23 protein-coding genes are annotated in these 23815 nt (G+C 68.5%); 16 read left to right on the top strand and 7 right to left on the bottom strand.

What is annotated here, in order from left to right:
- Window positions 1-81: 81 nt before the first annotated feature.
- The 3 genes from ACE3UA_RS13600 (at window position 82) to ACE3UA_RS13590 (ending at window position 1563) form a co-directional block, all read left to right on the top strand.
- Window positions 82-276 carry a hypothetical protein gene (locus ACE3UA_RS13600; RefSeq protein ID WP_374645982.1) on the top strand — a complete coding sequence of 65 codons (195 nt, stop codon included), beginning with the start codon at window positions 82-84 and terminating at the stop codon, window positions 274-276.
- 56 nt (window positions 277-332) lie between these two features.
- Complete coding sequence (locus ACE3UA_RS13595; RefSeq protein ID WP_374645980.1) at window positions 333-1292, top strand: PRC-barrel domain-containing protein; 960 nt, start codon at window positions 333-335, stop codon at window positions 1290-1292.
- A 67-nt stretch (window positions 1293-1359) separates the two neighbouring features.
- Window positions 1360-1563, top strand: coding sequence for a hypothetical protein (locus tag ACE3UA_RS13590; protein WP_374645978.1), 204 nt, complete (start codon window positions 1360-1362; stop codon window positions 1561-1563).
- Here ACE3UA_RS13590 and ACE3UA_RS13585 read toward each other — a convergent pair whose 3' ends face one another.
- Both ACE3UA_RS13585 and ACE3UA_RS13580 read right to left on the bottom strand, forming a co-directional pair.
- Window positions 1564-1773, bottom strand: coding sequence for a hypothetical protein (locus tag ACE3UA_RS13585; protein WP_374645976.1), 210 nt, complete (start codon window positions 1771-1773; stop codon window positions 1564-1566). It abuts the gene before it with no gap.
- A 54-nt stretch (window positions 1774-1827) separates the two neighbouring features.
- Window positions 1828-2025, bottom strand: coding sequence for a DUF2934 domain-containing protein (locus ACE3UA_RS13580; protein WP_374645974.1), 198 nt, complete (start codon window positions 2023-2025; stop codon window positions 1828-1830).
- A gap of 106 nt (window positions 2026-2131) precedes the next feature.
- On the opposite strand from ACE3UA_RS13580, the gene ACE3UA_RS13575 reads away from it, so the two are divergent.
- Window positions 2132-2809 carry a DUF421 domain-containing protein gene (locus tag ACE3UA_RS13575; RefSeq protein WP_374645972.1) on the top strand — a complete coding sequence of 226 codons (678 nt, stop codon included), beginning with the start codon at window positions 2132-2134 and terminating at the stop codon, window positions 2807-2809.
- Window positions 2810-3042: 233 nt separating this feature from the next.
- Here ACE3UA_RS13575 and ACE3UA_RS13570 read toward each other — a convergent pair whose 3' ends face one another.
- Entirely contained in the window at window positions 3043-3384 is a 342-nt protein-coding gene (locus ACE3UA_RS13570; protein ID WP_374645970.1) for a DUF2853 family protein, read from the bottom strand.
- 138 nt (window positions 3385-3522) lie between these two features.
- Window positions 3523-4917 carry an adenosylhomocysteinase gene (gene ahcY, locus ACE3UA_RS13565; protein ID WP_374645968.1) on the bottom strand — a complete coding sequence of 465 codons (1395 nt, stop codon included), beginning with the start codon at window positions 4915-4917 and terminating at the stop codon, window positions 3523-3525.
- Between the two features lie 125 nt (window positions 4918-5042).
- Between ahcY and ACE3UA_RS13560 the strand changes: the two genes are divergently transcribed.
- Both ACE3UA_RS13560 and ACE3UA_RS13555 read left to right on the top strand, forming a co-directional pair.
- Window positions 5043-5987, top strand: a complete 945-nt coding sequence (locus tag ACE3UA_RS13560; protein WP_374645966.1) for a glycosyltransferase family 8 protein — start codon at window positions 5043-5045, stop codon at window positions 5985-5987.
- A 1-nt stretch (window position 5988) separates the two neighbouring features.
- Window positions 5989-6579: an HD domain-containing protein gene (locus ACE3UA_RS13555; protein ID WP_374645964.1), complete on the top strand. Its 591-nt coding sequence runs from the start codon at window positions 5989-5991 to the stop codon at window positions 6577-6579.
- A 5-nt stretch (window positions 6580-6584) separates the two neighbouring features.
- Here the strand turns inward: ACE3UA_RS13555 and ACE3UA_RS13550 are convergent, their stop codons facing one another.
- The 3 genes from ACE3UA_RS13550 to ACE3UA_RS13540 form a co-directional block, all read right to left on the bottom strand.
- A complete protein-coding gene (locus ACE3UA_RS13550) occupies window positions 6585-6899 on the bottom strand; it encodes an H-NS histone family protein (RefSeq protein ID WP_287870927.1) in 315 nt (104 codons plus the stop codon).
- A 69-nt stretch (window positions 6900-6968) separates the two neighbouring features.
- Window positions 6969-7523 carry an ActR/PrrA/RegA family redox response regulator transcription factor gene (locus ACE3UA_RS13545; protein WP_197643165.1) on the bottom strand — a complete coding sequence of 185 codons (555 nt, stop codon included), beginning with the start codon at window positions 7521-7523 and terminating at the stop codon, window positions 6969-6971.
- 19 nt (window positions 7524-7542) lie between these two features.
- Window positions 7543-8169, bottom strand: coding sequence for an SCO family protein (locus ACE3UA_RS13540; RefSeq protein ID WP_374645961.1), 627 nt, complete (start codon window positions 8167-8169; stop codon window positions 7543-7545).
- Between the two features lie 92 nt (window positions 8170-8261).
- Here ACE3UA_RS13540 and regB point away from each other — a divergent pair, with 92 nt between their 5' ends.
- From regB to pnp, 10 genes are all read left to right on the top strand, one after another.
- Complete coding sequence (regB, locus tag ACE3UA_RS13535; RefSeq protein ID WP_374645959.1) at window positions 8262-9641, top strand: sensor histidine kinase RegB; 1380 nt, start codon at window positions 8262-8264, stop codon at window positions 9639-9641.
- A gap of 59 nt (window positions 9642-9700) precedes the next feature.
- Window positions 9701-11272, top strand: a complete 1572-nt coding sequence (locus ACE3UA_RS13530; protein WP_374645957.1) for a PAS-domain containing protein — start codon at window positions 9701-9703, stop codon at window positions 11270-11272.
- Window positions 11273-11611: 339 nt separating this feature from the next.
- Window positions 11612-12073, top strand: a complete 462-nt coding sequence (gene tsaE, locus ACE3UA_RS13525; protein WP_374645955.1) for a tRNA (adenosine(37)-N6)-threonylcarbamoyltransferase complex ATPase subunit type 1 TsaE — start codon at window positions 11612-11614, stop codon at window positions 12071-12073.
- Window positions 12066-13082, top strand: coding sequence for an aminoglycoside phosphotransferase family protein (locus ACE3UA_RS13520; RefSeq protein WP_374645953.1), 1017 nt, complete (start codon window positions 12066-12068; stop codon window positions 13080-13082). Before tsaE ends, ACE3UA_RS13520 begins: the two co-directional genes overlap by 8 nt.
- On the top strand, window positions 13058-13756 hold the full coding sequence (locus ACE3UA_RS13515; RefSeq protein ID WP_374645951.1) for a nucleotidyltransferase family protein: 699 nt from the start codon (window positions 13058-13060) through the stop codon (window positions 13754-13756). The genes ACE3UA_RS13520 and ACE3UA_RS13515 overlap by 25 nt, the downstream gene beginning before the upstream one ends.
- Window positions 13749-16640 carry a double-strand break repair protein AddB gene (addB, locus tag ACE3UA_RS13510; protein WP_374646003.1) on the top strand — a complete coding sequence of 964 codons (2892 nt, stop codon included), beginning with the start codon at window positions 13749-13751 and terminating at the stop codon, window positions 16638-16640. The genes ACE3UA_RS13515 and addB overlap by 8 nt, the downstream gene beginning before the upstream one ends.
- Window positions 16637-19966: a double-strand break repair helicase AddA gene (gene addA, locus ACE3UA_RS13505; RefSeq protein ID WP_374645949.1), complete on the top strand. Its 3330-nt coding sequence runs from the start codon at window positions 16637-16639 to the stop codon at window positions 19964-19966. The genes addB and addA overlap by 4 nt, the downstream gene beginning before the upstream one ends.
- Window positions 19967-20022: 56 nt before the next feature.
- Window positions 20023-20349, top strand: a complete 327-nt coding sequence (gene trxA, locus ACE3UA_RS13500) for a thioredoxin (protein ID WP_374645947.1) — start codon at window positions 20023-20025, stop codon at window positions 20347-20349.
- Window positions 20350-20481: 132 nt separating this feature from the next.
- Window positions 20482-21381, top strand: a complete 900-nt coding sequence (locus ACE3UA_RS13495; RefSeq protein ID WP_374645945.1) for a DMT family transporter — start codon at window positions 20482-20484, stop codon at window positions 21379-21381.
- Window positions 21382-21552: 171 nt separating this feature from the next.
- On the top strand, window positions 21553-23694 hold the full coding sequence (gene pnp, locus ACE3UA_RS13490) for a polyribonucleotide nucleotidyltransferase (protein ID WP_374645943.1): 2142 nt from the start codon (window positions 21553-21555) through the stop codon (window positions 23692-23694).
- The last annotated feature ends 121 nt before the right edge of the window (window positions 23695-23815 follow it).

Raw genomic sequence — 23815 nt, 5'->3', positions numbered from 1 at the left:
CGCAAGCTGCGGGAACATCCGGACGCGCTGGCGGTTCCTTTGCCACACGCCGGATACCGGCCTGTAAGGAGGAGTAGACCAATGGCTAATCAGAACGACCCGCGGAAAGACCAGCAAGGCCAGCAGCAGCAGCACAACCCGAGCCAGCGTCCCGGCCAGCAAGGTGGTCAGCACGGCGGCCAGGGCCAGCAGCAGCAGCAGAACCCGTCCCAGCGTCCGGGTCAGCAAGGCGGCCAACAAGGCGGCCAGGGCCAGCAGAACCAGCGGCGCGACTGACCCCTTGCGGCGCGAGCAACCCTCGCGCCGCTTTTTCATCCTTCGGAGGTGCACGCATGAGACGCCTGACCCTGACAACCGCCCTGGTGGCGGCATTCCTTCCCGCTGCGGCTTTCGCCCAGACCGCCGATCCGGCGGCGCCCCAGGTCGAAGTGACGGTGCCCGAAGGCTTCGAGCGCCAGGAGGCGATGGTCTCGGCCGAAGAACTTCTGGGCGAAAAGGTCTATGACGTGAGCGGAGAGTCCATCGGCGAAGTCGGCGATCTGGTCTTCACCATCACCGACACCGAGAACACCGGGGGCGCCGAGCCAGCCACGGCGACGGGCGACGGCACCGCCGCGGCCACGACACCGGCCACCGGCGAGACTGCCACGGATGGCGCGACCACCGCCCCGGCGACCGGCGACGCGGCAACCGCCGCCCCGGAAGCGGATGCCGATACGACCACCGCTCCGGCCTCGGATGACGCCACCGCGACGGACACGGCCACCGCTCCGGCCCCGGATGACACCACCGCGACGGACACGACCACCACTCCCGCGGATGACGCCACCGCGACGGACGGCGCGACCGCCCCGACCACCGGCGACGCAACGGCAGCGGACGACACCGCCACGACCACCGCCCCCGCGACCGATGGCGGCACTGCCATGCCCGACACGGGCACCGCCGACACGGCGGCCACCGACTCCGGCACGGCCGGCGACACGGCCTATACCGCTCCGGCCCCCTCGGACAGCGCGGCCGATACCACCGCCACGACGGCGGGCGACGCGGCCACGGCCCCGGCCGCGACGGTGGGCGAGGTCACCCATGTCGTGCTCGACATCGGCGGCTTCCTCGGAATCGGCGAGCACCGCGTGGCTGTCCCGGTCAGCGATCTGGCCTTCTATCGCAACGGTGACGACACCCGCGTCTATCTTCCCTGGAGCCGCGAGCAGCTTGAGGCCATTCCCGCCTACAATGCCGATGATCCGGCGACCTGGGCCACCAGCACGCTTCCCGCCGAGAACTGACCCCGGTCGGGCAATCGAAACGGACCCGGCCTCACGGTCGGGTCCTTGACCTGCGAAAGGCATGGCGATGAAGCAATCCGAGAACGAGCAGCAGAACACCCAGGCCCGCGTCCAGATGAAGGCGCAGGTCCGCAAGATGAACGAAGCGGCGACGAAGCACCCGCCTTCGACCATGCCGGGAAACCGCGAGGCGAATGCCGGCGGCGTCAATCGCGAAACGGGTGACCGCAAGGCCCGGACCAACGACCGGGCCAGCGACGGCGGGGAATGATCAGTCGGTCTCGGCCTCGCCCGAGCCGGCCTCGGGCGAGGCGCCGGGATCCGAGGGTTCCTCGATCCCGGGGCCATCCCCCTGCGAGGCTTCCTCGAACTGCCAGTAAAGGATCAACCCGGCGGCAAGCACCACCACCAGAAGCATCCCCAGAAGCGGGACGATGTGGCGGCGCTTCTGCTTTTCCAGATTTGTACGCGGTGCGGACATGAGGCGCTCCCTTCCTGTCCCCCTGAAACCGCCAGACCCCCGCAATGTTCCCGCTCAGGGTTCGTCCTCGACCCGCTCCGCGCCGTCGCGCATCGCGACGACCTCTTCGCGGTCCAGGCCGTAGGCATCCTTTGCCGCAAGTTCGGCCTGGGCCTGCTCCCAGTGTTCGCGGTCCTTGCCGGCCGGGCGACCGGCCGCTTCCCAGATCTCGTAGGCACGAAGGCGGATGCGTTCGGTGTCGCTCTGTTCCATCGGCTGCCCTTTCGGTTGCTGTCCGGAAGAACACCGGGAAGCGCCGGAAAGTTCCTGCGGAACCACGCGCTTCGCGGCCGGGTTGCCCTGCCGGAGGAAATGCCTGATGGACGAGATCCTGCCTTTCGACCTGTCGCGCCTGATCCTGGGCGACCTGCCGCCGCTGTTCCTGGCCGAGGTCGCCTTGCGGGTCGTCATCATCCTGGTATGGACCATGGTGCTTCTGCGCTGGATCGGCGGGCGCAGCATCGCGCAGATGTCGGTGGTCGAGTTCCTGCTGGTCATCGCACTCGGCTCGGCGGTGGGCGACCCGATGTTCCAACCCAATGTGCCGCTGTTGCCGGCCATGCTAGTGATCCTTCTCGTCGTCCTGTTCGACAAGGGGGCCGACCTGATGCTTGCCCGCTGGCGGGCGGCCAAGCGGGTGCTGGACGGCGTGCCGGTGGAGGTGATCCGCGACGGGGTCATCCGGCGCGACGGCATCACGGAGCGCGGCCATGGCGCAACCGAACTGATGGAGAAGCTGCGGCTGGCGGGCATCCGCAACCTTGGCCAGATCGACCGCGCCTATCTGGAGCCTTCGGGCGAGCTGTCGGTATTCCTGCGTGACAGCCCCGTCGCGGGCCTGCGCATCGTCCCGCCGATCGAATTGGCCGAGCCGGACCCGCCCGCGCCGGGAGACCCCGCCTGCTGCCTGGAATGCGGGCGGATCGCATCGGCCCCGGTCACCACCTGCGAAAGCTGCGGCGAGGTCGACTGGACCCGGCCGCGGCAGGATGACTGAAAAGGAATGAAGGGCCCCGCACCCCTACGGGACCCTTCATCCACCCCACGCGCACACCCCAAGCACCGCGTGATCTGTATAAGGGTCCCGGGCATCCTGCCCTGACAAGCCTGTTTTCACCCGAATCCCCCGCCTCGGGCAAGCGGGGAGTGTCTCGCATTCGATGTAAATCCCGCATGATCGAAAGCCCGCACGCCGGGCGCGCGGGCTTGTCACATGCGACCGGATGCCGGTTACCTGTAGGCGGCTTCCTTGCCGAAATGCTTGACCAGCAGGTAATAGAACACCGCGCGGAACTTGTTGCGCTCGGATTTCCCATAGGTCTCGATGGCGGCGTTGATCCCGTCCATCAGGGCGGGGCCATTCTGCAGGCCCAGCTTCTTGACCAGGAAATTCGCCCGGATCCGCTCCAGCTCGTCCTTGTCCGAGGCCGCGACAGTCTGGGCGTCATTGTCATAGATCGACGGGCCGCAGCCGATGGTCACCTTGGTCAGCAGATCCATGTCTGGGGTGACTTTGCACTTGGTCTTCAGGTCGTCCGCATATTTTGCGATCAATTCGTCGCGCTTGCCCATTCTATCCCTCGTTTCAATTGCCAAAGTCGCCCGTCGCTGCGGGACGCCGGCAAGCTTAGGACAACGATCCTGTGAGGCAATGGGAAAAAATGTCGCCCTGCGGGAGGGGGCCGGGACGGCTGCCCGGCCCACCCACCATCAATAGCGATAATGGTCCGACTTGAACGGACCTTCGACCTTGACGCCGATATAGGCCGCCTGTTCCGGCTTCAGCTCGGTCAGCTTGACACCGATCTTCTTCAGGTGCAGCCGCGCGACCTTTTCGTCCAGCGCCTTGGGCAGGATGTAGACGCCCGGCGCATAATCCTTGCCCTTGGTCCACAGCTCGATCTGCGCCAGCACCTGGTTGGTAAAGCTGGCCGACATCACGAAGGACGGATGCCCGGTGGCATTGCCGAGGTTCAGCAGACGGCCTTCGGACAACAGGATGATGCGGCTGCCCGAGGGCATCTCGATCATGTCCACCTGGTCCTTGATGTTGGTCCACTTGTGGTTGCGCAGGGCGGCGACCTGGATCTCGTTGTCGAAATGGCCGATGTTGCCGACGATGGCCATGTCCTTCATCTCGCGCATGTGCTCGATGCGGATCACGTCCTTGTTGCCGGTGGTGGTGATGAAGATGTCGGCCGTGGCGACCTCATCCTCCAGCAGCGTCACCTCGTAGCCGTCCATTGCGGCCTGCAGGGCGCAGATCGGGTCCACTTCCGTCACCTTCACGCGCGCGCCGGCGCCGCGCAGCGAGGCCGCAGACCCCTTGCCCACGTCGCCATAGCCGCAGACCACGGCGACCTTGCCGGCCATCATCGTGTCGGTGGCGCGGCGGATGCCGTCGACCAGCGATTCCTTGCAGCCATACTTGTTGTCGAACTTCGACTTCGTCACGCTGTCGTTGACGTTGATCGCCGGGAAGGGCAGCTCGCCCTTCTTGTGCAACTCATACAGGCGATGCACGCCGGTGGTGGTTTCTTCCGAAACACCCTGGATCACGGCGCGCTGTTTGGTGAACCAGCCGGGGCTGGCGGCGAGGCGCTTCCTGATCTGGTTGAACAGGCACACTTCCTCGTCGCTGGTGGGCACGGCGATCAGGTCGGTCTCGCCCGCCTCGACCCGGGCGCCCAGCAGGATGTACAGCGTCGCATCCCCGCCATCGTCGAGGATCATGTTGCACGTCCCACCCTCGCCACCGAACTGGAAGATGCGGTCGGTATAGTCCCAGTATTCCTCAAGGCTCTCGCCCTTGATGGCGAAGACCGGGGTGCCCGAGGCCGCGATGGCCGCCGCGGCGTGGTCCTGGGTCGAGAAGATGTTGCAGGACGCCCAGCGCACATCCGCGCCCAGCGCCTTCAGCGTCTCGATCAGCACGCCGGTCTGGATCGTCATGTGCAGCGACCCGGCGATGCGGGCGCCCTTCAGCGGCTGCGACGCACCGAACTCCTCGCGGCAGGCCATCAGGCCCGGCATTTCGGTTTCCGCGATGGTCAGTTCCTTGCGGCCGAACTCGGCGAGCGAGATGTCCTTGACGATATGGTCCATGGCGTCCTGAAATTCCTGTCTTTCGTTTCTCGCGCGGCCATAGCAAATGTGTCGGGTCAAGACAACGTGGGCCACCCGTCAAATGCACCTGGTCTTGATGCAGGCATAGTCAAGCGAGGCTTTCGATGACCGATCCCCAGCGCCACGACCAGGCCGTCGTCTTCTGTTGCGATCGGAGCTATTATCCCATGGCGCTGTTCATGCTGCGCCAGATCGCCTTTCACAACCCGTTCCGCCGCTTCGACTTCGTGGTCGCCTCGCAAGACGAACTGCCCCTGCCCGATTGGGCCCGCGACCTGGGCCTGATCCTGCACCGGACCGGAGAGCTTCCCGCCCATGCCGAGGTCGCCCGCCACGTCGGCAGGATGGCGCCGCTCTATCGCCTGACCCTCGCGCGCGAACTCGGCCACCGCTACCGCCGCATCCTCTATCTCGACGGCGACATGTTCGTCGAAGGCGGCGATCTGAACCGCCTGTTCCAGATCGACATCGGCCCGCATCCGATCGCCGCCGCACTGGACGCATATTATTTCTTCCGGCCCGGCTTCTACGCCGAAGAATATGTGAAGGCGGGCCTTCCCGCGCTCGCCTATGCCAATACCGGCTTCCAGCTGATCGAGACCCGCGCCTATGTCGAGCAGGAGGTCGAGCGGCGGTCGCTGGACATCTGCATCACCCATCCGCATGCCATCGTGCTGTCCGACCAGTCGCTCACCAACCTCGCGCTGCGCGGCAAGTTCGCCCAGCTGGCGCCCTGCTGGAACTGGCAGCTCAACGGCCGCTATCCGCTGGTCCCGATGCGCTATCCCGTGTTCTTCCGCCATTTCGTCTCGCGCAAGAAGCCGGACCGCGATTCCACGGGCTGGTTCGACACCCGCTTCAACCACGCCTACCGCGAGTTCTACGCCACCTTCTTCCCCGAGGCGCTGGAGAAGCTTGCCCCGCCCTGCGATCCCGCGCCGATGCCGCTGGTCGAGGCCTCGCGCATCATGCTGCGGCATTTCCGCGGCATGGGGCTGGTGAAGGCGATGATCGACCGTCACCCCGATCCCTACCAGGCGCGGATCTGACATGCCCCCCCGCGCCTGGCAACGCATGCTCTCGGGCCGCAGGCTGGACCTGCTGGACCCGACGCCGATGGACATCGAGGTCGAGGACATCGCCCATGGCCTTGCCTTCGTCGCGCGCTGGAACGGCCAGACGCGGGGCGATTTCGCCTATTCCGTGGCCGAGCATTCGCTGCTGGTCGAGGAGATCTTCGCCCGGATGAACCCCGGCATCGCCGCCCGCTGGCGGCTGGCCGCCGTGCTGCATGACGCGCCGGAATATGTCATCGGCGACATGATCAGCCCGGTGAAGGCGGCCGTGGGACCGGGTTATGGCGAGTTGGACCAGCGGCTGACGGCGGCGGTGCATCGCCGCTTCGGCCTGCCTGCCGTGCTGCCCGCGCCGATCAAGAAGCAGATCAAGGCGGCCGACAAGGTTTCCGCCTGGCTCGAGGCCGTGCGGATCGCGGGGTTCCGGGAGGCCGAGGCCGACCGGCTGTTCGGCCGCCCCGCACCCGAGGTGCTGTGGCGGCTGGAGATCCGGCTACGCCCGCCCGCAGAGGTGCGGGCGGATTATATCGCGACCGTGGCCCGGCTGCTGGCCGCCTGCGACTGACGGCCTCAGACCGCCATGTCTTCCGGGCGGCGGCCCTTGGCAAGCGCCTCGGAGAACCAGCGCGGCTTGCGCCCGCGGCCCGACCAGGTATCTGACGGATTGGCCGGATTTGCATATTTCGCCGTCGAGGCCGTGCGCTTGCGCGGCGACGCCGCGCCGGTCAGTTCGGCCAGCGAAAAGCCCATTGCCCGGGCCCTCTCGTCCAGTTCCGCCAGCGCCTCACGCTTGCGGCGGTCCTCAAAACCGGCAATCGCCTTTGCGACCTGGGATTGCAGGTCCTTCAACTCTTTCAGCGAAAGCGAATTCAGGTCGTTGTTCAAGACTGTCCCCTCTCGAATATCCGCATCCTTTGCATAGGCGCGTATATTCCGGTTGGCAACAATTCCGTTTCACTTCGGACTGCGTTTCGCCAATATGCGCTGGAGTGTCCGGCGATGCATCGAAAGCCGCCGCGCCGTTTCGCTGACATTGCGGTCGCACATCTCATAGACCCGCTGGATATGCTCCCAGCGGACGCGATCGGCCGACATCGGGTTTTCCGGCGGCTCGGGCATTGCCTCGCCGCGCGAAAGCAGGGCCTGCGTCACGTCATTGGCATCCGCGGGCTTCGAGAGGTAATCGACCGCGCCGATCTTGACCGCCGCCACCGCCGTCGCAATCGCGCCATAGCCGGTCAGGACGACAATCCGGCAATCCGGGCGTTTCTCGCGCAGGGTCTCGATCACCTCAAGCCCGTTGCCATCCTCCAGCCGCAGGTCGACCACCGCATAGGCGGGCGGCCGGGCCAGGGCCTTGGCCCGCCCCTCGGCCACCGATTGCGCGGTTTCCGGCTGGAAGCCGCGTTTTTCCATCGCCTTCGCCAGACGTTTCACAAAGGACTCGTCGTCATCGACCAGAAGAAGCGAACGGTCCGCTCCCAGATCGGCCTCGATATGCTCGGTCATGCGCCCTCCCTTCTGGTGCTTATTTCCCGGCCGAGGCCGCTTCGACGAAACAGGCGACGCTGTCGGCCATCTGCTCGGCTGTGACCTCGCGGCGGAAGAAGTCCACAAAGCCGGTGCCGGGGATCATCAGATAGGTGAATGTCGAATGATCCACCAGATAGAATTCGTCATCCCCCGGCTGCTTGCGATAATAGGTCTTGTAGGCCTGGCTGGCCGTCTTGACCTGCTCGGCGCTTCCGGTCAGGGCGATCAGCTTGGGATGCATGTTATGGGCGTAATCGCCCAGCGCCTGGGGCGTATCCCGATCCGGGTCGATCGAGATGAAGACGGGGTTCACGTCGATTCCCCGCTCGTCCAGGATATCCACCGCCTCGACATTGCGCTGCATGTCGAAGGGGCAGACATCGGGACAGAAGGTATAGCCGAAATAGACCAGGCTCGGCTTGGTGATCACTTCGGCATCCGTCACCGTCTCTCCCGCCGGATTGACCAGGGTGAAGGGCCCGCCGATTTCGCCGCCGGCAATCTGGCCCTGGCGGCATTGGGCAAAGGCATCGCCGGCGCGGTTTGCAATCACATACCAGGCCGAACCTCCCAGGAAGGCGGCGACCACCCCCACTGCAACTCCCGCATAAAGCCTGGTCATCCGACCCTCCGTCTTATTCAGCGCCGCATTGATCCCATGCGCGGCGCGGCATAACAATGGCAAACCGTCAGAAAGGGACAACGGATCGCACCATGGTGACTGCGGGCATTACCACCCCGGCGCATGAAGCGCGAGCCAACTGGGTGCGCCTGCGCACGCTCATCCTCTTGCGCTGGCTGGCGATCCTGGGCCAGATTGCCGCGATCCTGGTCGCGGACCGCTTCTACGGGCTGGAACTGCCGCTCGGCCTCTGCTTCGCCGCGGTCGCCCTTTCGGTCCTGGCGAACATCTTCGCAAGCACCCTTTTCCCCGAGAACCGCCGCCTGTCCGAGACCGAGGCCTGCTTCGTCCTCCTGTTCGATCTCGGCCAACTCTGGTTCCTGATCCTCCTGGCCGGCGGGCTGACCAACCCTTTCGCGCTGCTGGTCCTTGCGCCCGTCACCATTTCGGCCAGCGCGTTGCAATTGCGCTCCACCGTCACCATTGGCGGGGTGGCGATCCTTCTCGTCACCATCGCTGCCTTCTGGTACCAGCCCCTGCGCTTTTCCGACGGGCGCGAACTGGTCGTGCCCCCCACCTTCGCCTTCGGCTTCTGGCTGGCCATCGTGATCGGCATCCTCTTTCTCGGCCTCTACGCCCGCCGCGTCGCGACCGAGATCCGCTCGATGTCCGAGGCGCTGCTGGCCACCCAGATGGCCCTCGCGCGCGAGCAGAAGCTGACCGATCTCGGCGGCGTCGTCGCCGCCGCCGCGCATGAGCTGGGCACGCCGCTTGCCACCATCAAGCTGGTCAGCGCCGAGCTGATCGAGGAGCTGTCCGACCACCCCGACCTGCAAGAGGATGCCCGCCTGATCCGCGAGCAGGCCGACCGCTGCCGCGACATCCTGCGCGACATGGGCCGCGCCGGGAAGGACGACCTCCACCTGCGTCAGGCCCCGCTCTCCGCCGTCCTGCGCGAGGCGGCCGAACCCCACCTTTCGCGCGGCAAGCGGGTGGAGTTCATCCTGCTCTCCGAGGACAGCACCCAGCCCACCATCCTGCGCCGCCCCGAGATCATCCACGGGTTGCGCAACCTGATCCAGAACGCGGTGGACTTCGCCCGCTCGACCGTCTGGATCGAGGTCGACTGGTCCGACAGCACCGTGACCCTGCGCATCATCGACGATGGCGAGGGTTTCCCCCAGAACGTCATCGGCCGCATCGGCGACCCCTTCGTCCGCGCGCGAAGGGCCGAGCCGGAAGCCCCCCAGCGCCCCGGCTACGAGGGGATGGGCCTTGGCCTCTTCATCGCCAAGACGCTTCTGGAACGCTCGGGCGCCGAGCTGACCTTCGCCAATGCGACCGATCCCTTCCTTCCCTACGAAGACCGCCCCGCCCGCTGCGGCGCCGTGGTCGAGGCCGTCTGGCCGCTCGCCGATCTCCTTGCCCCGGCCGCGGGCGCCCTGGGGGAAAACCGGCGGATCGAGGACTGAAACTGCATTAACCGCCGATTAACGACTTTCCGCCTAGCCTGCCGCAAAGGGGAAGCGGCATGGCGACGGAACTGCTCTACATATTCGGCATGGTGGTCTCGGCCACGCTGGTTGTGCTCTCCAGCCTCCTCCTCCTGTCGGCCTGGCAGTCGCGGCAATCGCGGCGCGTCGCCAGCATCTTCCGCGACGGCAACCCGGAGGCGACGATCTTCCTCTTCGACGGCGACCGCCTGCTCGACGCCAGCCCCGCCGCGCGCCAGCTGGTCCCCGAAGCCGATGGCGCCTGGCAAAAGCTCCTCGTCCGCCTCGGGCCGATGTTTCCCGGCCTTGCCGACCGGATCGACAACCTGCCGCGGCTCGGTCAGGTCGATGTCGCCTCCGGCCCCGGCGTGGTCCCGGCGATGACGATCCGTGCCGAACATCTCGCGGGGATGACCCGGCTGACGATGCTGGCCCCGACCGATGACCCGCAGCCCGGCCGCGGTGCCGCCGCCACCGCCGCGCTCCAGCAGGAGGTCCTGTCGCAACGGGCGGTGCTGGCCCGCTCCCCCGTCCTGATGTGGAAGGAGGGCGAGCAGGGCGAGGTCATCTGGGCGAACCACGCCTATCTCATCCGCGCGGTCGAGCTTCTGGCCGAGGGCGAGGATCTGACCTGGCCCCTGCCCCGGCTTTTCGACCGCCCCGACAACCGCGGCGCCACCCCGCCCCGCGCCCGGCTGCAGATGCAGAGCGGGCCGGAATGGTTCGACCTCTTCCGCGTCCCGGTCGGGGAGGAGACCTTCTGCTATGCCCTGGCCGCCAATGCCGCCGTCCAGGCCGAAACCGCCCTGCGCGAATTCATGCAGACCCTGACCAAGACCTTCGCCGACCTGCCGATCGGCCTTGCGATCTTCGACCGCAACCGGGTGCTGCAGCTTTTCAACCCGGCACTCACCGATCTCACCGCGCTTGCCCCGGATTTCCTGATCGCCCGCCCGACGCTCAGCGCGGTGCTGGATGCGATGCGGACCCGCTCGATGATCCCCGAGCCCAAGGATTACCGCAGCTGGCGCCGCCAGCTCGTCCGGCTCGAGGAGGAGGCCGCCTCGGGCCTGTTCCAGGAAACCTGGAGCCTGCCGGGCGGCCAGACCTACCGCGTGATCGGCCGCCCGCATCCGAACGGCGCGCTCGCCTTCATGTTCGAGGACATCTCGACCGAGATGACCCGCACCCGCCGCTACCGCGCCGATCTGGAACTGGGCCAGTCCGTGATCGACACCGTGGACGAGGCCGTGGCCGTCTTCTCGCAGGGCGGCCAGCTGGTGATGTCGAACCTCGCCTATGCCCAGCTCTGGGGCCACGATCCGGCCGTGCTGCTCTCGGATGCGGGGATCGGCACGCTTTGCAGCTGGTGGCGCGACCATACCGCGCCCAGCCTGCTGTGGGAGGATGCGACCGATTTCGTCCTGACCCTCAGCGACCGCACCGGCTGGAACGGCGAGGCGCGGCTTCTGGACGGGCGTCTGATCGACTGCAAGTTCCGCCCCCTGACCGGCGGGGCGACGCTGATCACCTTCCGCCCGCGCCAGGCGGCCGAGACGATGCCGAACCCCTCCGTCAGCCACCTCGCCCGCATGCCCGTCCAGGCCTGAACGCGCCTTCCTCCGACGCACCTCCTCGAGCACTTCGTGCACTCGTCGGACCGGCGGCAAGGAATGCACGAAGTGCTCGATTGGGAACCCCGGAAAGCGGTTCCGGCCGCCCCTGCTCCTTGCCGATGCCCCGAAACGACCCCGGACCCGCCCCAAGGCGACCCGCCGCCCCTCGCAGCCCGTCCCTGAACCCCTGAACCACGGCAAGCCGCTTCCTCTTGCCAAGCAGGGGAGTGAAACCCCGCTCCGCCTCCAGCCAGAGGCGATGCGGGTTCCACCGCAAGCTCACCCCATGCCCACCCCCCTTGCAGCCTGCCCGGCACCGGGTAGACTCACCCCATGGCCCCCGAGACCGTCACCCTGATCCTGCCCGATGAAGCCGCCACCGCCGCCCTTGGCGCCCGGCTGGCCGCCCTGGCGCGACCGGGCGACGTGATCCTCCTCTCCGGCCCGATCGGCGCGGGGAAAAGCCATCTCGCCCGCGCCTTCATCCGCGCCCGTCTCGGACGCGAGGAGGAAGTGCCCTCGCCCACCTTCACCCTGATCCAGACCTATGGACCACCCGGGGACGAGATCTTCCACGCCGACCTCTACCGCCTCACCCATCCCGACGAGGTCTGGGAACTCGGCCTCGACGAGGCCTTCTCCCGCGCGATCTGCCTGGTCGAATGGCCCGACCGGCTGGGCGCGCATCTGCCGCCCGGCGCGCTGCGGCTGGAGCTTTCGCCCGCAGGCGAAGGTCGGCTTGCCACCCTGACCGGCGGGCGCGCGGCCCTGCGCGAGGCCGCGGCGCATGCCTGACCGCGAGCCCCTGATCGCAGCCTTCCTCACCCGCACCGGCTGGGACAAGGCCGACCGCCGCCATCTGGCCGGCGATGCCTCGGACCGGCGCTACTGGCGGCTGCGGCGGGGCACGGACACGGCCGTCCTGATGGACAATCCGCCCGGAGGGGCCGACGACCCCGCCGCCTTCTCCGCCATGGCCCGGCATCTGGCTGCCCTCGGCCTCTCGCCCCCCCGCTTGCTGGCCGAGGATACCGCCCTTGGCCTCCTCCTCCTGGAAGACCTCGGCGATGGCCTTTTCGCCCGGCTCCTGGTCACCGATCCCGATGCGGAACCCCGGCTTTACGCCGCCGCCGTCGATGTCCTCGTCCAGCTCCAGGCCGCCCCGCCTCCGCCCGGCCTGCCGAACCTCTCCGCCCGCGACTGGGCCGGGGCCGCCGCCATGGCCCTGTCCGTCTACGCAAAGGCCGCCACCGGAACCGCGCCCGATCCCGCCCCCTTCACCGATAGCCTCACCCACGCGCTGCAGACCCATGCCGACGGCCCCCGAGTCCTGATCCTGCGCGACTATCATGCCGAAAACCTGCTCTGGCTGCCCGGCCGCCAAGGGACCGCGCGGGTCGGGCTGCTGGACTTCCAGCTCGGCCAGCTGGGACAGCCGGGATATGACCTCGTCTCGCTCCTGCAGGACGCCCGCCGCGATGTCCGGCCCGCGACCGAGACGGCGATGATCGCCCGCTTCGCCGCCGCAACCGCCGCCGACCCCGAAAGCTTCGCCGCCCATTACGCCACCCTCGGCGCCCAGCGCGCCCTGCGCATCCTCGGCGTCTTCGCCCGGCTCTGCACCGTCGCAGGCAAGCCCGGCTACCTGCGGCTGATGCCCCGCGTCTGGGGCCAGCTGCGGCAGAACCTGGCCCATCCGGCGCTCGCCGACCTCCGCGCGATCTGCGACCGGGTCCTGCCCGACACCAGCCCCGCCATCCTTGCCCGCATCGAAGCCCAATGCCCGATTTCCCCTTCCCGCTGATGATCTTCGCCGCCGGTTTCGGCACCCGCATGGGCGCGCTGACCGCCGAACGGCCAAAGCCGCTGATCCCCGTCGCCGGCCGGCCGCTGATCGACCATGCGCTGCGGACCGCGACCGAGGCGGGGGTGCGGCGGGTGGTGGCGAACACGCATTACCGGGCCGAACAGCTTGCCGCCCATCTGCAACCCCATGGCGTCCACATCAACCATGAGGCCGACCGCATCCTGGAGACCGGCGGCGGGCTCAAGGCCGCCCTGCCGCTTCTCGGTCCCGGCCCGGTCGCGCTTCTGAACAGCGACGGGATCTGGACCGGCGCGAACCCGCTGGTCCAGCTTGCCAAGGCCTGGGATCCCGTCCGGATGGAGGCGCTCCTCCTCCTCCTGCCGCTGGCGCAGACCCTGGCGCACGGGCCGAAGGGCGACTTCCGGCTGGACGCCCAGGGCCGCATCTCGCGCGGGCGGGGCGGCGAGGATCACGTCTACATCGGCGCCTGCATCCTCGCCCCCGACCGCGTGGCCGCGAGCGGGGAGGAGGTCTTCTCCCTCAACCGCCCGTGGAACGAGATGATCGCCGCAGGCACCGCCTTCGGCCTTGTCCACCAGGGGCGCTGGTGCGACGTGGGCCATCCCGAAGGGATCGCCGCGGCCGAACGGCTGTTGCGTGACCATGGCTGACCCCGCGCTCTACGCCCTGCCGCCCGGGGTCGATTTCCCCGCCGAACTCGTCGCGGGACTTCTCGGCCGCATGCGGGGCCAGCCGCCCGAGGCCCTGGCCCGGGTCACGCTGATCCTGAACACCCAGCGGATGCGGCGGCGGGTGACCGACTGCCTGCTGGCGCAAGGCGCGCGGCTTCTGCCCCGCCTCCTTCTCCTGCCCGATGCCGCCAGCCTTGGCCCCGCGCCCCTGCCTCCCGCCGTGCCGCCCCTGCGGCGGCGGCTGGAACTGACCGTGCTGCTCGACAAGCTCCTGCAGACCGGCACCACCGATTTCCCCCGCAGCGCGCTTTACGACCTTGCCGACAGCCTTGCCGCGCTGATGGAGGAGATGGAGGGCGAGGGCGTCCCGCCCGAACGCATCGCCGCGCTGGATGTGGCCGACCATTCCGCCCATTGGGCCCGGACCCAGGCCTTCCTCGGCATCGTCGCCCAGACCATGGACCGCGACGAGGACGGCGAGGGACGGCTGCGGCAGGCGGTCCTGTCCCTCGCGGCGCATTGGCAGGCGAAGCCGCCCGCCGATCCGGTGATCCTCGCGGGGTCCACCGGCTCGCGCGGGACGACGGCGCTTCTGATGCAGGCGGTGGCGCGCCTGCCGCAGGGGGCGGTCGTCCTGCCCGGCTACGACTTCGACCAGCCCGCCGCCGTCTGGGACCGGCTGGACGATGCGCTGACGGCCGAGGATCATCCGCAATTCCGTTTCCGCGCCCTGATGGACCTTCTCGACTGCGGGCCGGACGCCATCCGGCCCTGGACCGCTGCCGCCGGCCCCTCGCCTGACCGCAACCGCCTGATTTCCCTCTCCCTTCGTCCCGCGCCGATCACCGACCAATGGCTTGCCGAAGGGCCGTCGCTGCCGCTGCTGCTCCCGGCGACGCAGGACCTCACCCTGATCGAGGCTCCCGGCGAGCGGGCCGAGGCCTTTGCCATCGCCCTGATCCTGCGCAAGGCGGCCGAGGACGGGACCCGCGCCGCCCTGATCTCGCCCGACCGCAACCTGACCCGCCGCGTCACCGCCGCGCTGGACCGCTGGGGGATCCGCCCCGACGATTCCGCCGGCCGTCCGCTGCCCCTCTCCGCCCCCGGCCGCTTCCTGCGCCAGGTCGCGGGACTCATCGGCGAAAGGCTGACCTCGGACCGGCTGCTTTCGCTGCTGAAACACCCGCTTGCCTTCTCGGGCCCCGGTCGCGGCGCGCATCTGATCCTGACGCGCGAACTCGAGCTTCACCTTCGCCGCCACGGCCCGGCCTTCCCCACGGCCGAAAGCCTGACCGACTGGGCCGGGACCAGCCGGATCCAGGGGGCGCAGGACTGGGCGCGGGTCCTGGGCGAGACGCTTCCGCCGCTGGCCACCATCGGCCCCCTGCCGCTTGCCGCTTTCGTCGAGACGCATCTCGCCACCGCCGAACGCCTCGCCCGGGGCTTCGCCGCCGAAGGCTCCGGCGCATTGTGGGAGAAGGAAGCCGGCCAGAAGGCGGCCGAGGCGGTGGCGGAACTGCAGGCCGAGGCCGGGGTCGCCGGCATCCTGACCCCCGGCGACTACGGCCGCCTGTTCCATGGCATCCTGCAACGGCACGAGGTGCGCGAGGCGGAAAGCGTCCATCCCGGAATCATGATCTGGGGCACCATCGAATCCCGGGTCCAGGGGGCCGAACTCGTCATCCTCGGCGGCCTCAACGAGGGCGCCTGGCCCGCCCAGCCGCCCCCCGACCCCTGGCTGAACCGCGCGATGCGCAAGGCGGCCGGTCTTCTTTTGCCGGAACGCCGGATCGGCCTTTCCGCGCATGACTACCAGCAGGCCGTCGCCGCGCCGCGCGTCGTCCTCTCCCGCGCCACGCGGGGGGCCGAGGCGGAGACCGTCCCCGCGCGCTGGCTGAACCGGCTGGTCAACCTGATGTCCGGCCTGCCCGACCGCGACGGGCCCGAGGCGCTGGAACAGATGCGGCAACGGGGCCGGCACTGGCTCGCCCTCGCCGCCCGCTTCGACCAGGTGGACGCCGTCGCCCCCGCGCCGCGCCCCTCGCCCCGCCCGCCGGTGGCGGCACGGCCGAAACGCCTGTCGCTCACCGAAATCGGCCGCCTCGTCCGCGATCCCTATGCGATCTACGCCCGCCACGTCCTGCGCCTCTCGCCGCTCGATCCCCTCCGCCCCGAGGCCGACCCCCGCCTGCGCGGCGTGGTCCTGCACGAGATTCTTGAAACCTTCATCCGTCGCGGCGGTGCCGACCGCGCCACGCTTCTGGCCGTGGCCGACGAGATCCTGGCGACCCGCGTCGCCTGGCCCCTTGCCCGCACCGTCTGGCGCGCCCGCATCGCCAAGGCCGCCGATGCCTTCCTGCGCTATTCCACCAACACCGGCGGCGCCCCCGTCCTGCTCGAGGAGAAGGGCGCCACCCCCGTCGCGGGCCTTGACTTCACCCTGACCGGCAAGCCCGACCGCATCGACCGGCTTGCCGATGGCCGCCTCCTCCTCATCGACTACAAGACCGGCGATCCGCCCAGCGAAAAGCAGCAGCGCACCTTCGACAAGCAGCTCCTCCTCGCCGCCGCCATGGCCGAACGCGGCGGGTTCGCCTCGCTTGGCCCGTCCGAGGTGGCGCGGCTGGCCTTCATCGGCTTGAAGGCCGAGCTGAAGAAGGTGGAAACCGACCTGAAGCCCGGCCAGGTCGGCGCGGTCTGGGAGGAGTTCGTCGCCCTGATCCAGGCCTATGCGCAGGCAAGCCAGGGCTATACTGCCCGCCGCGCGCTGATGTCGGAAAGCGACGTGTCGGACTATGACCACCTGTCGCGCTACGGCGAATGGGACATGACCCAGGACCCCAGGGCCGAGGACCTGACATGACGATCAACCCCGCCTTCGAGGCCCAGATCGCCGCCGCCCATCCCGACCGCAACACCTGGCTGTCTGCCAATGCCGGATCGGGCAAGACCCGCGTGCTGACCGACCGGGTGGCGCGGCTTCTCCTGTCGGGGGTGGAACCGCAGCATATCCTCTGCCTGACCTACACCAAGGCCGCCGCATCCGAGATGCAGAACCGCCTGTTCAAGCGGCTGGGCGAATGGGCCATGGCCCCCGAACCCGACCTGCGCAAGGCCTTGCTCGACCTGGGCGAGGCCGATTTCTCCGCCCCCCGCCTTGCCCGCGCGCGCCAGCTTTTCGCCCGCGCCATCGAGACCCCCGGCGGGCTGCGGATCCAGACCATCCACAGCTTCTGCGGCAGCCTCCTGCGCCGCTTCCCGCTCGAGGCCGGGGTGCCGCCCGGCTTTGCCGAGCTTGACGACCGCTCCGCCCGCCAGATGCGCGCCGAGATCGTCGAGGAACTGGCCGATGGCCCCCAGGCCCCCCTGGTCCGCCGCCTGGCCGAGGTGCAGGGGGCCGAGGATTTCGCGCCCCTGGTCGAGGAGCTTTCCCGCCACCGCGCCGCCTTCGCCACGCCGCTGGATGCCGCCGCGATCTGGTCGCTGTTCGACCTGCCGCAGGGATTCGCCGCTCCGGACCTTCTGTCGCTGGCCTTCCTCGGCGACGAGCCGCTCTGGTTCCCCGACCTGATCGCCGGGTTGGCGCGGGGCTCCTCCACCGACGGCAAGGCCGCCGACCGGCTTCGCCCGCTGGACCTTGCCGCCCCTGACCTTGCGACCCTCGCCACGCTGGAGGGCATTTTCCTTTTCGGCGACTCGGCCAAGACCCCCTTTGCCGCCAAGATCGGCACTTTTCCCACCAAGGATACCCGCATCCGCCTCGATCCCCTCATGGACCGCTGCGAGGCGCTGATGGCCCGGGTCGAGACCGCCCGCGCCCGGCGCATCTGCCTGGAAGCGGCCGAGAAATCGCTTGCCCTGCACCGCTTCGCCGCCGCCTTCCTCCCGCGCTACGAGAGGCGCAAGGCCGCCCACGGCCTGCTCGATTTCGATGACCTGATCGGCAAGGCGCTGAAACTCCTTAAGGATTCATCCCTGGCCGCCTGGGTCCTCTACCGTCTCGACGGTGGCATCGACCATATCCTCGTCGACGAGGCGCAGGATACCAGCCCCGAACAATGGGACTTGATCGAACATCTCGCGGCCGAATTGATCGCGGGCGAAGGATCGGCCCTCCGCCCGCGGACGCTTTTCGTCGTGGGCGACAAGAAACAGTCGATCTACTCCTTCCAGGGCGCCGACGTCGCCGCCTTCGACCTCAAGCGCAACCATTTCCACAGCCGTCTCGAAGGCGGGCCGGGCCTCGTGGACCGCTCGCTGGAACATTCCTTCCGCTCCTCGCGCGCGGTCCTCGACGTGGTGGACCAGACCTTCACCGCCGCCGAATTCCAGGCCCTCGGCGGCGAATCCCGCCACCGCGCCTTCAACGAACACCTGCCCGGCCGTGTCGATGTCTGGCCGGTCGAGCCGAAGGCCGACGCCCCCGAACCCGGCGACTGGTTCGATCCCGTCGACGCCCGCAGCGCCGAGGATCCGCGCGTCATCCTCGCCCGCCGCATCGCCGGATGGATCCGCGATACCGTCGCCGCCGGGGTCCAGATCCCACAGGTCGCGCGCGATGGAAAACCGCCGCAGCGCCCCGTCCACTTCGGCGATTTCCTGATCCTGGTGCAGCGCCGCTCGCCCCTGTTCCACGAGATCATCCGCGCCTGCAAGGCGCTGGACCTGCCCATCGCCGGCGCCGACCGCCTGAAGCTGGGTGGCGAGCTCGCCGTCCGCGACCTCTCCGCCCTCCTCGCCTTCCTCGACACACCCGAGGACGACCTTTCCCTCGCCTGCCTCCTCCGCTCCCCGCTCTGCGGCTGGTCCGAGGCCGATCTGTTCCGGCTTGCGAACCCCCGCAAGGGCTATCTCTGGGAGGCGCTGCGCGACGATGCCGGCCACCCGGAGACGCTGGCCTTCCTGAACGACATGCGCGCCCAGGCCGATTTCCTGCGGCCCTACGACCTGATCGAACGCGCGCTCCAGCGCCACGACGGCCGGCGCAAGCTCCTCGCCCGCCTCGGTCCCGAGGCGCAGGACGGCATCGACGAACTGCTGTCGCAGGCGCTGGTCTACGAGGGCCACGAGGTTCCCAGCCTGACCGGCTTCCTGGTCTGGATGCAGACCGACGATGTCGAGGTGAAGCGCCAGCTTGACGGCGAGGGGCGGCTGATCCGGGTGATGACCGTCCACGGCGCCAAGGGGCTGGAGGGCGAGATCGTCCTTCTTCCCGATACCGGCGACCGCAAGCCGCAGGAGCGTGACCAGCTTTTCCGCCTGCCCGAAGGCCCCGCCGTCTGGAAGATGCCCGCCGCCGAAAGCCCCGCGCCCATCGCCGCCGAACGCACCGCCCGCAAGGCGCGCGAGGCCGCCGAACGCCTGCGCCTTCTCTATGTCGCCATGACCCGGGCGCGCTGCTGGCTGATCACGGCGGCGGCGGGCGAGGTGACGCAGCCCGATTGCTGGTACAACCTGATCCGCGCCGGGGTGGACCGCGCCATGGCCTTCGACGCGGGCGGGGGCATCCGCCGCCATGCCTTCGGCGACTGGCCCGAGCCGCTGACCCAGCTTCCCGCCGTGCAAATGCCCCCAGGCGCGCTGCCCGACTGGCTGACCCGTCCCGCCCCCGCACCGCTTGAGCCGCTGAAACCGCTCTCCCCCTCCGATCTCGGCGGGGCCAAGGCGCTGCCGGGCGAACCTGCCTGGCCCGAAGCCGTCGCCAGGGCGCGCGGCACCGCGCTGCACCTGCTGCTGGAACGCCTGCCCGGCCTTGACCCCGCGAGCTGGCCCGCCCAGGCCGCCAGCCTGATCCCCGACCCGACCCTCGCCGCCGGGATCCTGGCCGAGGCGCGGCTGGTGCTGGACCACCCCGCCCTCGCCCCGCTCTTTTCCCCCGACACCCTGCCCGAGGTCGCCGTGACCGCCCCCTGGCAGGGCCGCACCCTGGCGGGCAGCATCGACCGGCTGGTCGTGACCCCCGACCGGGTGCTGGTCATCGACTACAAGTCGAACGCCATCGTCCCGCCCAGCCCCGCCCAGGTTCCCGAGGGCATCCTGCGCCAGCTTGGCGCCTATGCCCACATGCTCGCCCAGATCTACCCCGACCGCCGGATCGAGACCGCGATCCTCTGGACCCGCGCGCCCGTGCTGATGCCCATCGATCCCGAGATGGTGAGGCAGGCCCTGGCCCGCACCACGATCCCTTGACGTTCCCGCCCCGCGTCCATACCTTCTTACCCGACAAATCCCGTAGGAGAACGACCATGGGCGCTGCCACCGTCGCAGTCACCGATGCCACTTTCGATGCCGAAGTCCGCAAGTCGCCGATTCCGGTTGTCGTGGATTTCTGGGCCGAATGGTGCGGCCCCTGCCGCCAGATCGGTCCGGCGCTGGAAGAACTTGCCTCGCAATATGCGGGCAAGGTGAAGATCGTGAAGGTCAACGTCGACGAGAACCCCGACAGCCCCGCTGTCCTGGGCGTGCGTGGCATCCCCGCGCTGTTCATGTTCAAGGACGGCCAGGTCGTCTCGAACAAGGTCGGCGCCGCCCCCAAGGCCGCGCTCGAGACCTGGATCAAGTCGGCGATCTGACCCGACCCCGCCAAACGCCCGACCGCAAGGCCGGGCGTTTTCCTTTGCCCCTTTTTCACCTCCCGTCGCAACCAGCCCGCCAGGCGTCGGGGCCAGAGCTTCCGGCCCCTCGCGCATCGGCAGAGTGCGGGCATGACGCTGCGCCCCTCCCCCTTCCTGTTCCTCACCCTCGCCACCGCCCTCGTGGTCTGCTGGAGTTCGGGCTTCGTCGGCATCCGCTTCGCCACCGACAGCGCCACCGTGCCGCAGATCCTGTTCGGCCGCAGCCTGCTTTCCGGCCTCTGCCTTCTTCCTCTCGCGCTCATGCGCGGTCCTGGGATCACTCCCCGCGCCGTGCTTGAGCAGGGCGCCTATGCCTTCCTCGGCATGTTCCTTTACCTCGGCGGCTTCGCCCTTGCGATCGGCGAGGGCGTGCCGACCGGCCTTGTCGCACTGATGGCCGATCTCGTGCCACTGGGCATCGCCGTCCTCTCCGCCCCCCTTCTCGCGCAGCCGCTCTCGCCGCAGCAATGGCTCGGCACCGCCGTCGCCCTGGGCGGAGTCCTCCTCGTTTCGGCCGATGCCCTTGCCCTGGGCAACGCGCCAGCCCATGCCTATGCCCTGCCGATCCTCGGGATGCTGGCCTTCGCCCTTTCCACCGTGATGCAGGAACGCCGCGCCGCGCTGCCGCTGACCATCCTGCAACGGCTTTGCCTGCAATGCCTCTGGGCCGCCGCGATGTTCGCCCCCGTGGCGGCAACCACCGGCGGCCTCTTTCCGCCGCTGACCCCCGACTACGCGATGGGAATGGCCTGGCTGGTGATCCTCGCCACCTATGGCGGCTGGCTCATCTACTACCTCCTCCTGCGCCTCTACCCGCCGGCCATGGTCTCGGCCACCGTCTACCTCAGCCCGCCGGTCACCATGCTCTGGGCCTGGGCCCTGTTCCGAGAGCCCTTGACCCTCGCCATGGCCCTCGGGCTCGCCGTCACGCTCGGCGGCGTGGCGCTGGTCGCCACCGGGCGGATGCGCGCCACCACGGCGGCCGAGTGACCACCGGACAGGACATCGCTTTCCATCGCAGGCATTTTCCTGTATGGCCCCGCCCATCTGAGACGTGAGGCCCGCCCCCGGGGCCCGTGCGAAGGATCGGGGGGACGGCGGCAATGGGGCCGCCATATGCGGGGGCACCGGCAGGGGCCGGGTCCTCAGAGGAAACGATACATGTTCAATGTGACCAGGAAATCCATCCAGTGGGGCAATGAAACGCTCACGCTGGAAACCGGGAAAGTTGCGCGCCAGGCCGATGGGTCGGTGATCGCGACGCTGGGCGAGACCCAGGTGATGGCCAACGTGACCTTCGCGCGCGCCGCGAAGCCGGGCCAGGACTTCTTCCCGCTGACCGTTCACTATCAGGAAAAATACTACGCGGCCGGCAAGATCCCCGGCGGCTTCTTCAAGCGCGAGGCGCGTCCGTCCGAGAAAGAGACGCTGGTCTCGCGTCTGATCGACCGTCCGATCCGCCCGCTGTTCGTCGACGGTTTCCGCAACGAAGTGCTGGTCATGGCGACCGTGCTGTCCTGCGACCTCGTGAACGACCCCGACATCGTGGCGATGATCGCGGCCTCCGCCGCGCTGACCGTCTCGGGCGTGCCCTTCATGGGCCCGATCGGCGCGGCGCGCGTCGGCTTTGTCGACGGCCAGTATGTGCTGAACCCGGCGATGGACGACATGACGCAACTGCGTCTGAAGCCCGAGCAGCGCCTTGACCTTGTCGTCGCGGGCACCAAGGACGCCGTGATGATGGTCGAATCCGAGGCTTACGAGCTGACGGAAGAGGAAATGCTCGGCGCGGTGGTCTTCGGCCACGAGCAGATGCAGCCGGTGATCGACCTGATCATCGACTTCGCCGAAGCCTCGGCGAAAGAGCCGTTCGACTTCACCCCGCCCGATTTCTCGGGCCTCTACGCCAAGGTGAAAGCCGCCGGCGAAGAGCAGATGCGCGCCGCCTTCGCCATCCGGTCGAAGCAGGATCGCACCAACGCCATCGAGGCCACCGTCCAGGCGATCAAGGCCGCGATGTCCGAGGAAGACCTGGCCGACCCGAACTTCTACCCGGCGGTCAAGCAGCTGGAATCGGCGGTGCTGCGCGGCGACGTGGTCAAGCACGGCCGCCGGATCGACGGCCGCGACACCAAGACCGTCCGCCAGATCACGGCGGAAACCGGCATCCTGCCGCGCGCCCACGGCTCGGCGCTGTTCACCCGGGGTGAAACCCAGGGTCTTGTCGTCACTACGCTGGGGACGGGCGAGGATGAGCAGATCATCGACGCGCTGAACGGCAACTACCGTTCGAACTTCCTGCTGCACTACAACTTCCCGCCCTATTCGGTCGGCGAGGTTGGCCGCGTGGGTTCGCCCGGCCGTCGCGAGATCGGCCACGGCAAGCTCGCCTGGCGCGCGCTGCAGGCGGTGCTCCCGGCGCCGACCGACTTCCCCTACACGATCCGCGTCGTGTCCGAGATCACCGAATCGAACGGCTCCTCCTCGATGGCCTCGGTCTGCGGCGGGTCGCTGTCGATGATGGACGCGGGCGTGCCGCTGAAGGCCCCGGTCGCGGGCGTGGCCATGGGCCTGGTGCTGGAGGACGACGGTTCCTGGGCCGTGCTGACCGACATCCTGGGCGACGAGGATCACCTCGGCGACATGGACTTCAAGGTTGCCGGCACCGCGAGCGGCATCACCTCGCTGCAGATGGACATCAAGGTTGCCGGGATCACCCCGGAAATCATGAAGCAGGCGCTTGCCCAGGCGAAAGACGGCCGCCTGCACATCCTGGACGAGATGGCCAAGGCGCTGTCGGCCCCGCAGGGCTTCAGCGAATACGCGCCCAAGATCGAGACCATGACCATCCCGACCGACAAGATCCGCGAAGTGATCGGCTCGGGCGGCAAGGTCATCCGCGAGATCGTCGAGGTTTCCGGCGCCAAGGTCGACATCAACGACGACGGCGTGATCAAGATCGCCTCGAACGACCAGAAGGCCATCAAGAAGGCCTATGACATGATCTGGTCGATCGTGGCCGAGCCGGAAGACGGCAAGATCTACACCGGCAAGGTGGTGAAGCTGGTCGATTTCGGCGCCTTCGTGAACTTCTTCGGCAAGCGCGACGGTCTGGTCCACGTCTCCCAGATCGCCAACAAGCGCCTGAACCACCCGAACGAGGTGCTGAAGGAAGGCCAGGAGGTCAAGGTCAAGCTTCTGGGCTTCGACGACCGCGGCAAGGTCCGCCTGGGGATGAAGATGGTCGACCAGGAGACCGGCGAGGAAATCACGGAAAAGAAAGAGGAATCGGCCGAGGGCTGAGCCACTTTCCATGCCGGACGAAAGGCCCCGGGGGGAACCCCGGGGCCTTTTTCGCATTCTCTCCCTGCGCTTTCACGACTTTGTCGGATGCGCCCCCGGCTTGCCTATCGCAAGCTTGGCC

It is taken from the genome of Tabrizicola sp. (assembly GCF_041919135.1).
In the GTDB taxonomy this organism is placed as follows: Bacteria; Pseudomonadota; Alphaproteobacteria; order Rhodobacterales; family Rhodobacteraceae; genus Tabrizicola.
Note: the sequence above shows the minus strand (reverse complement) of the source record. Positions and strands in the feature narration are given on the sequence as shown.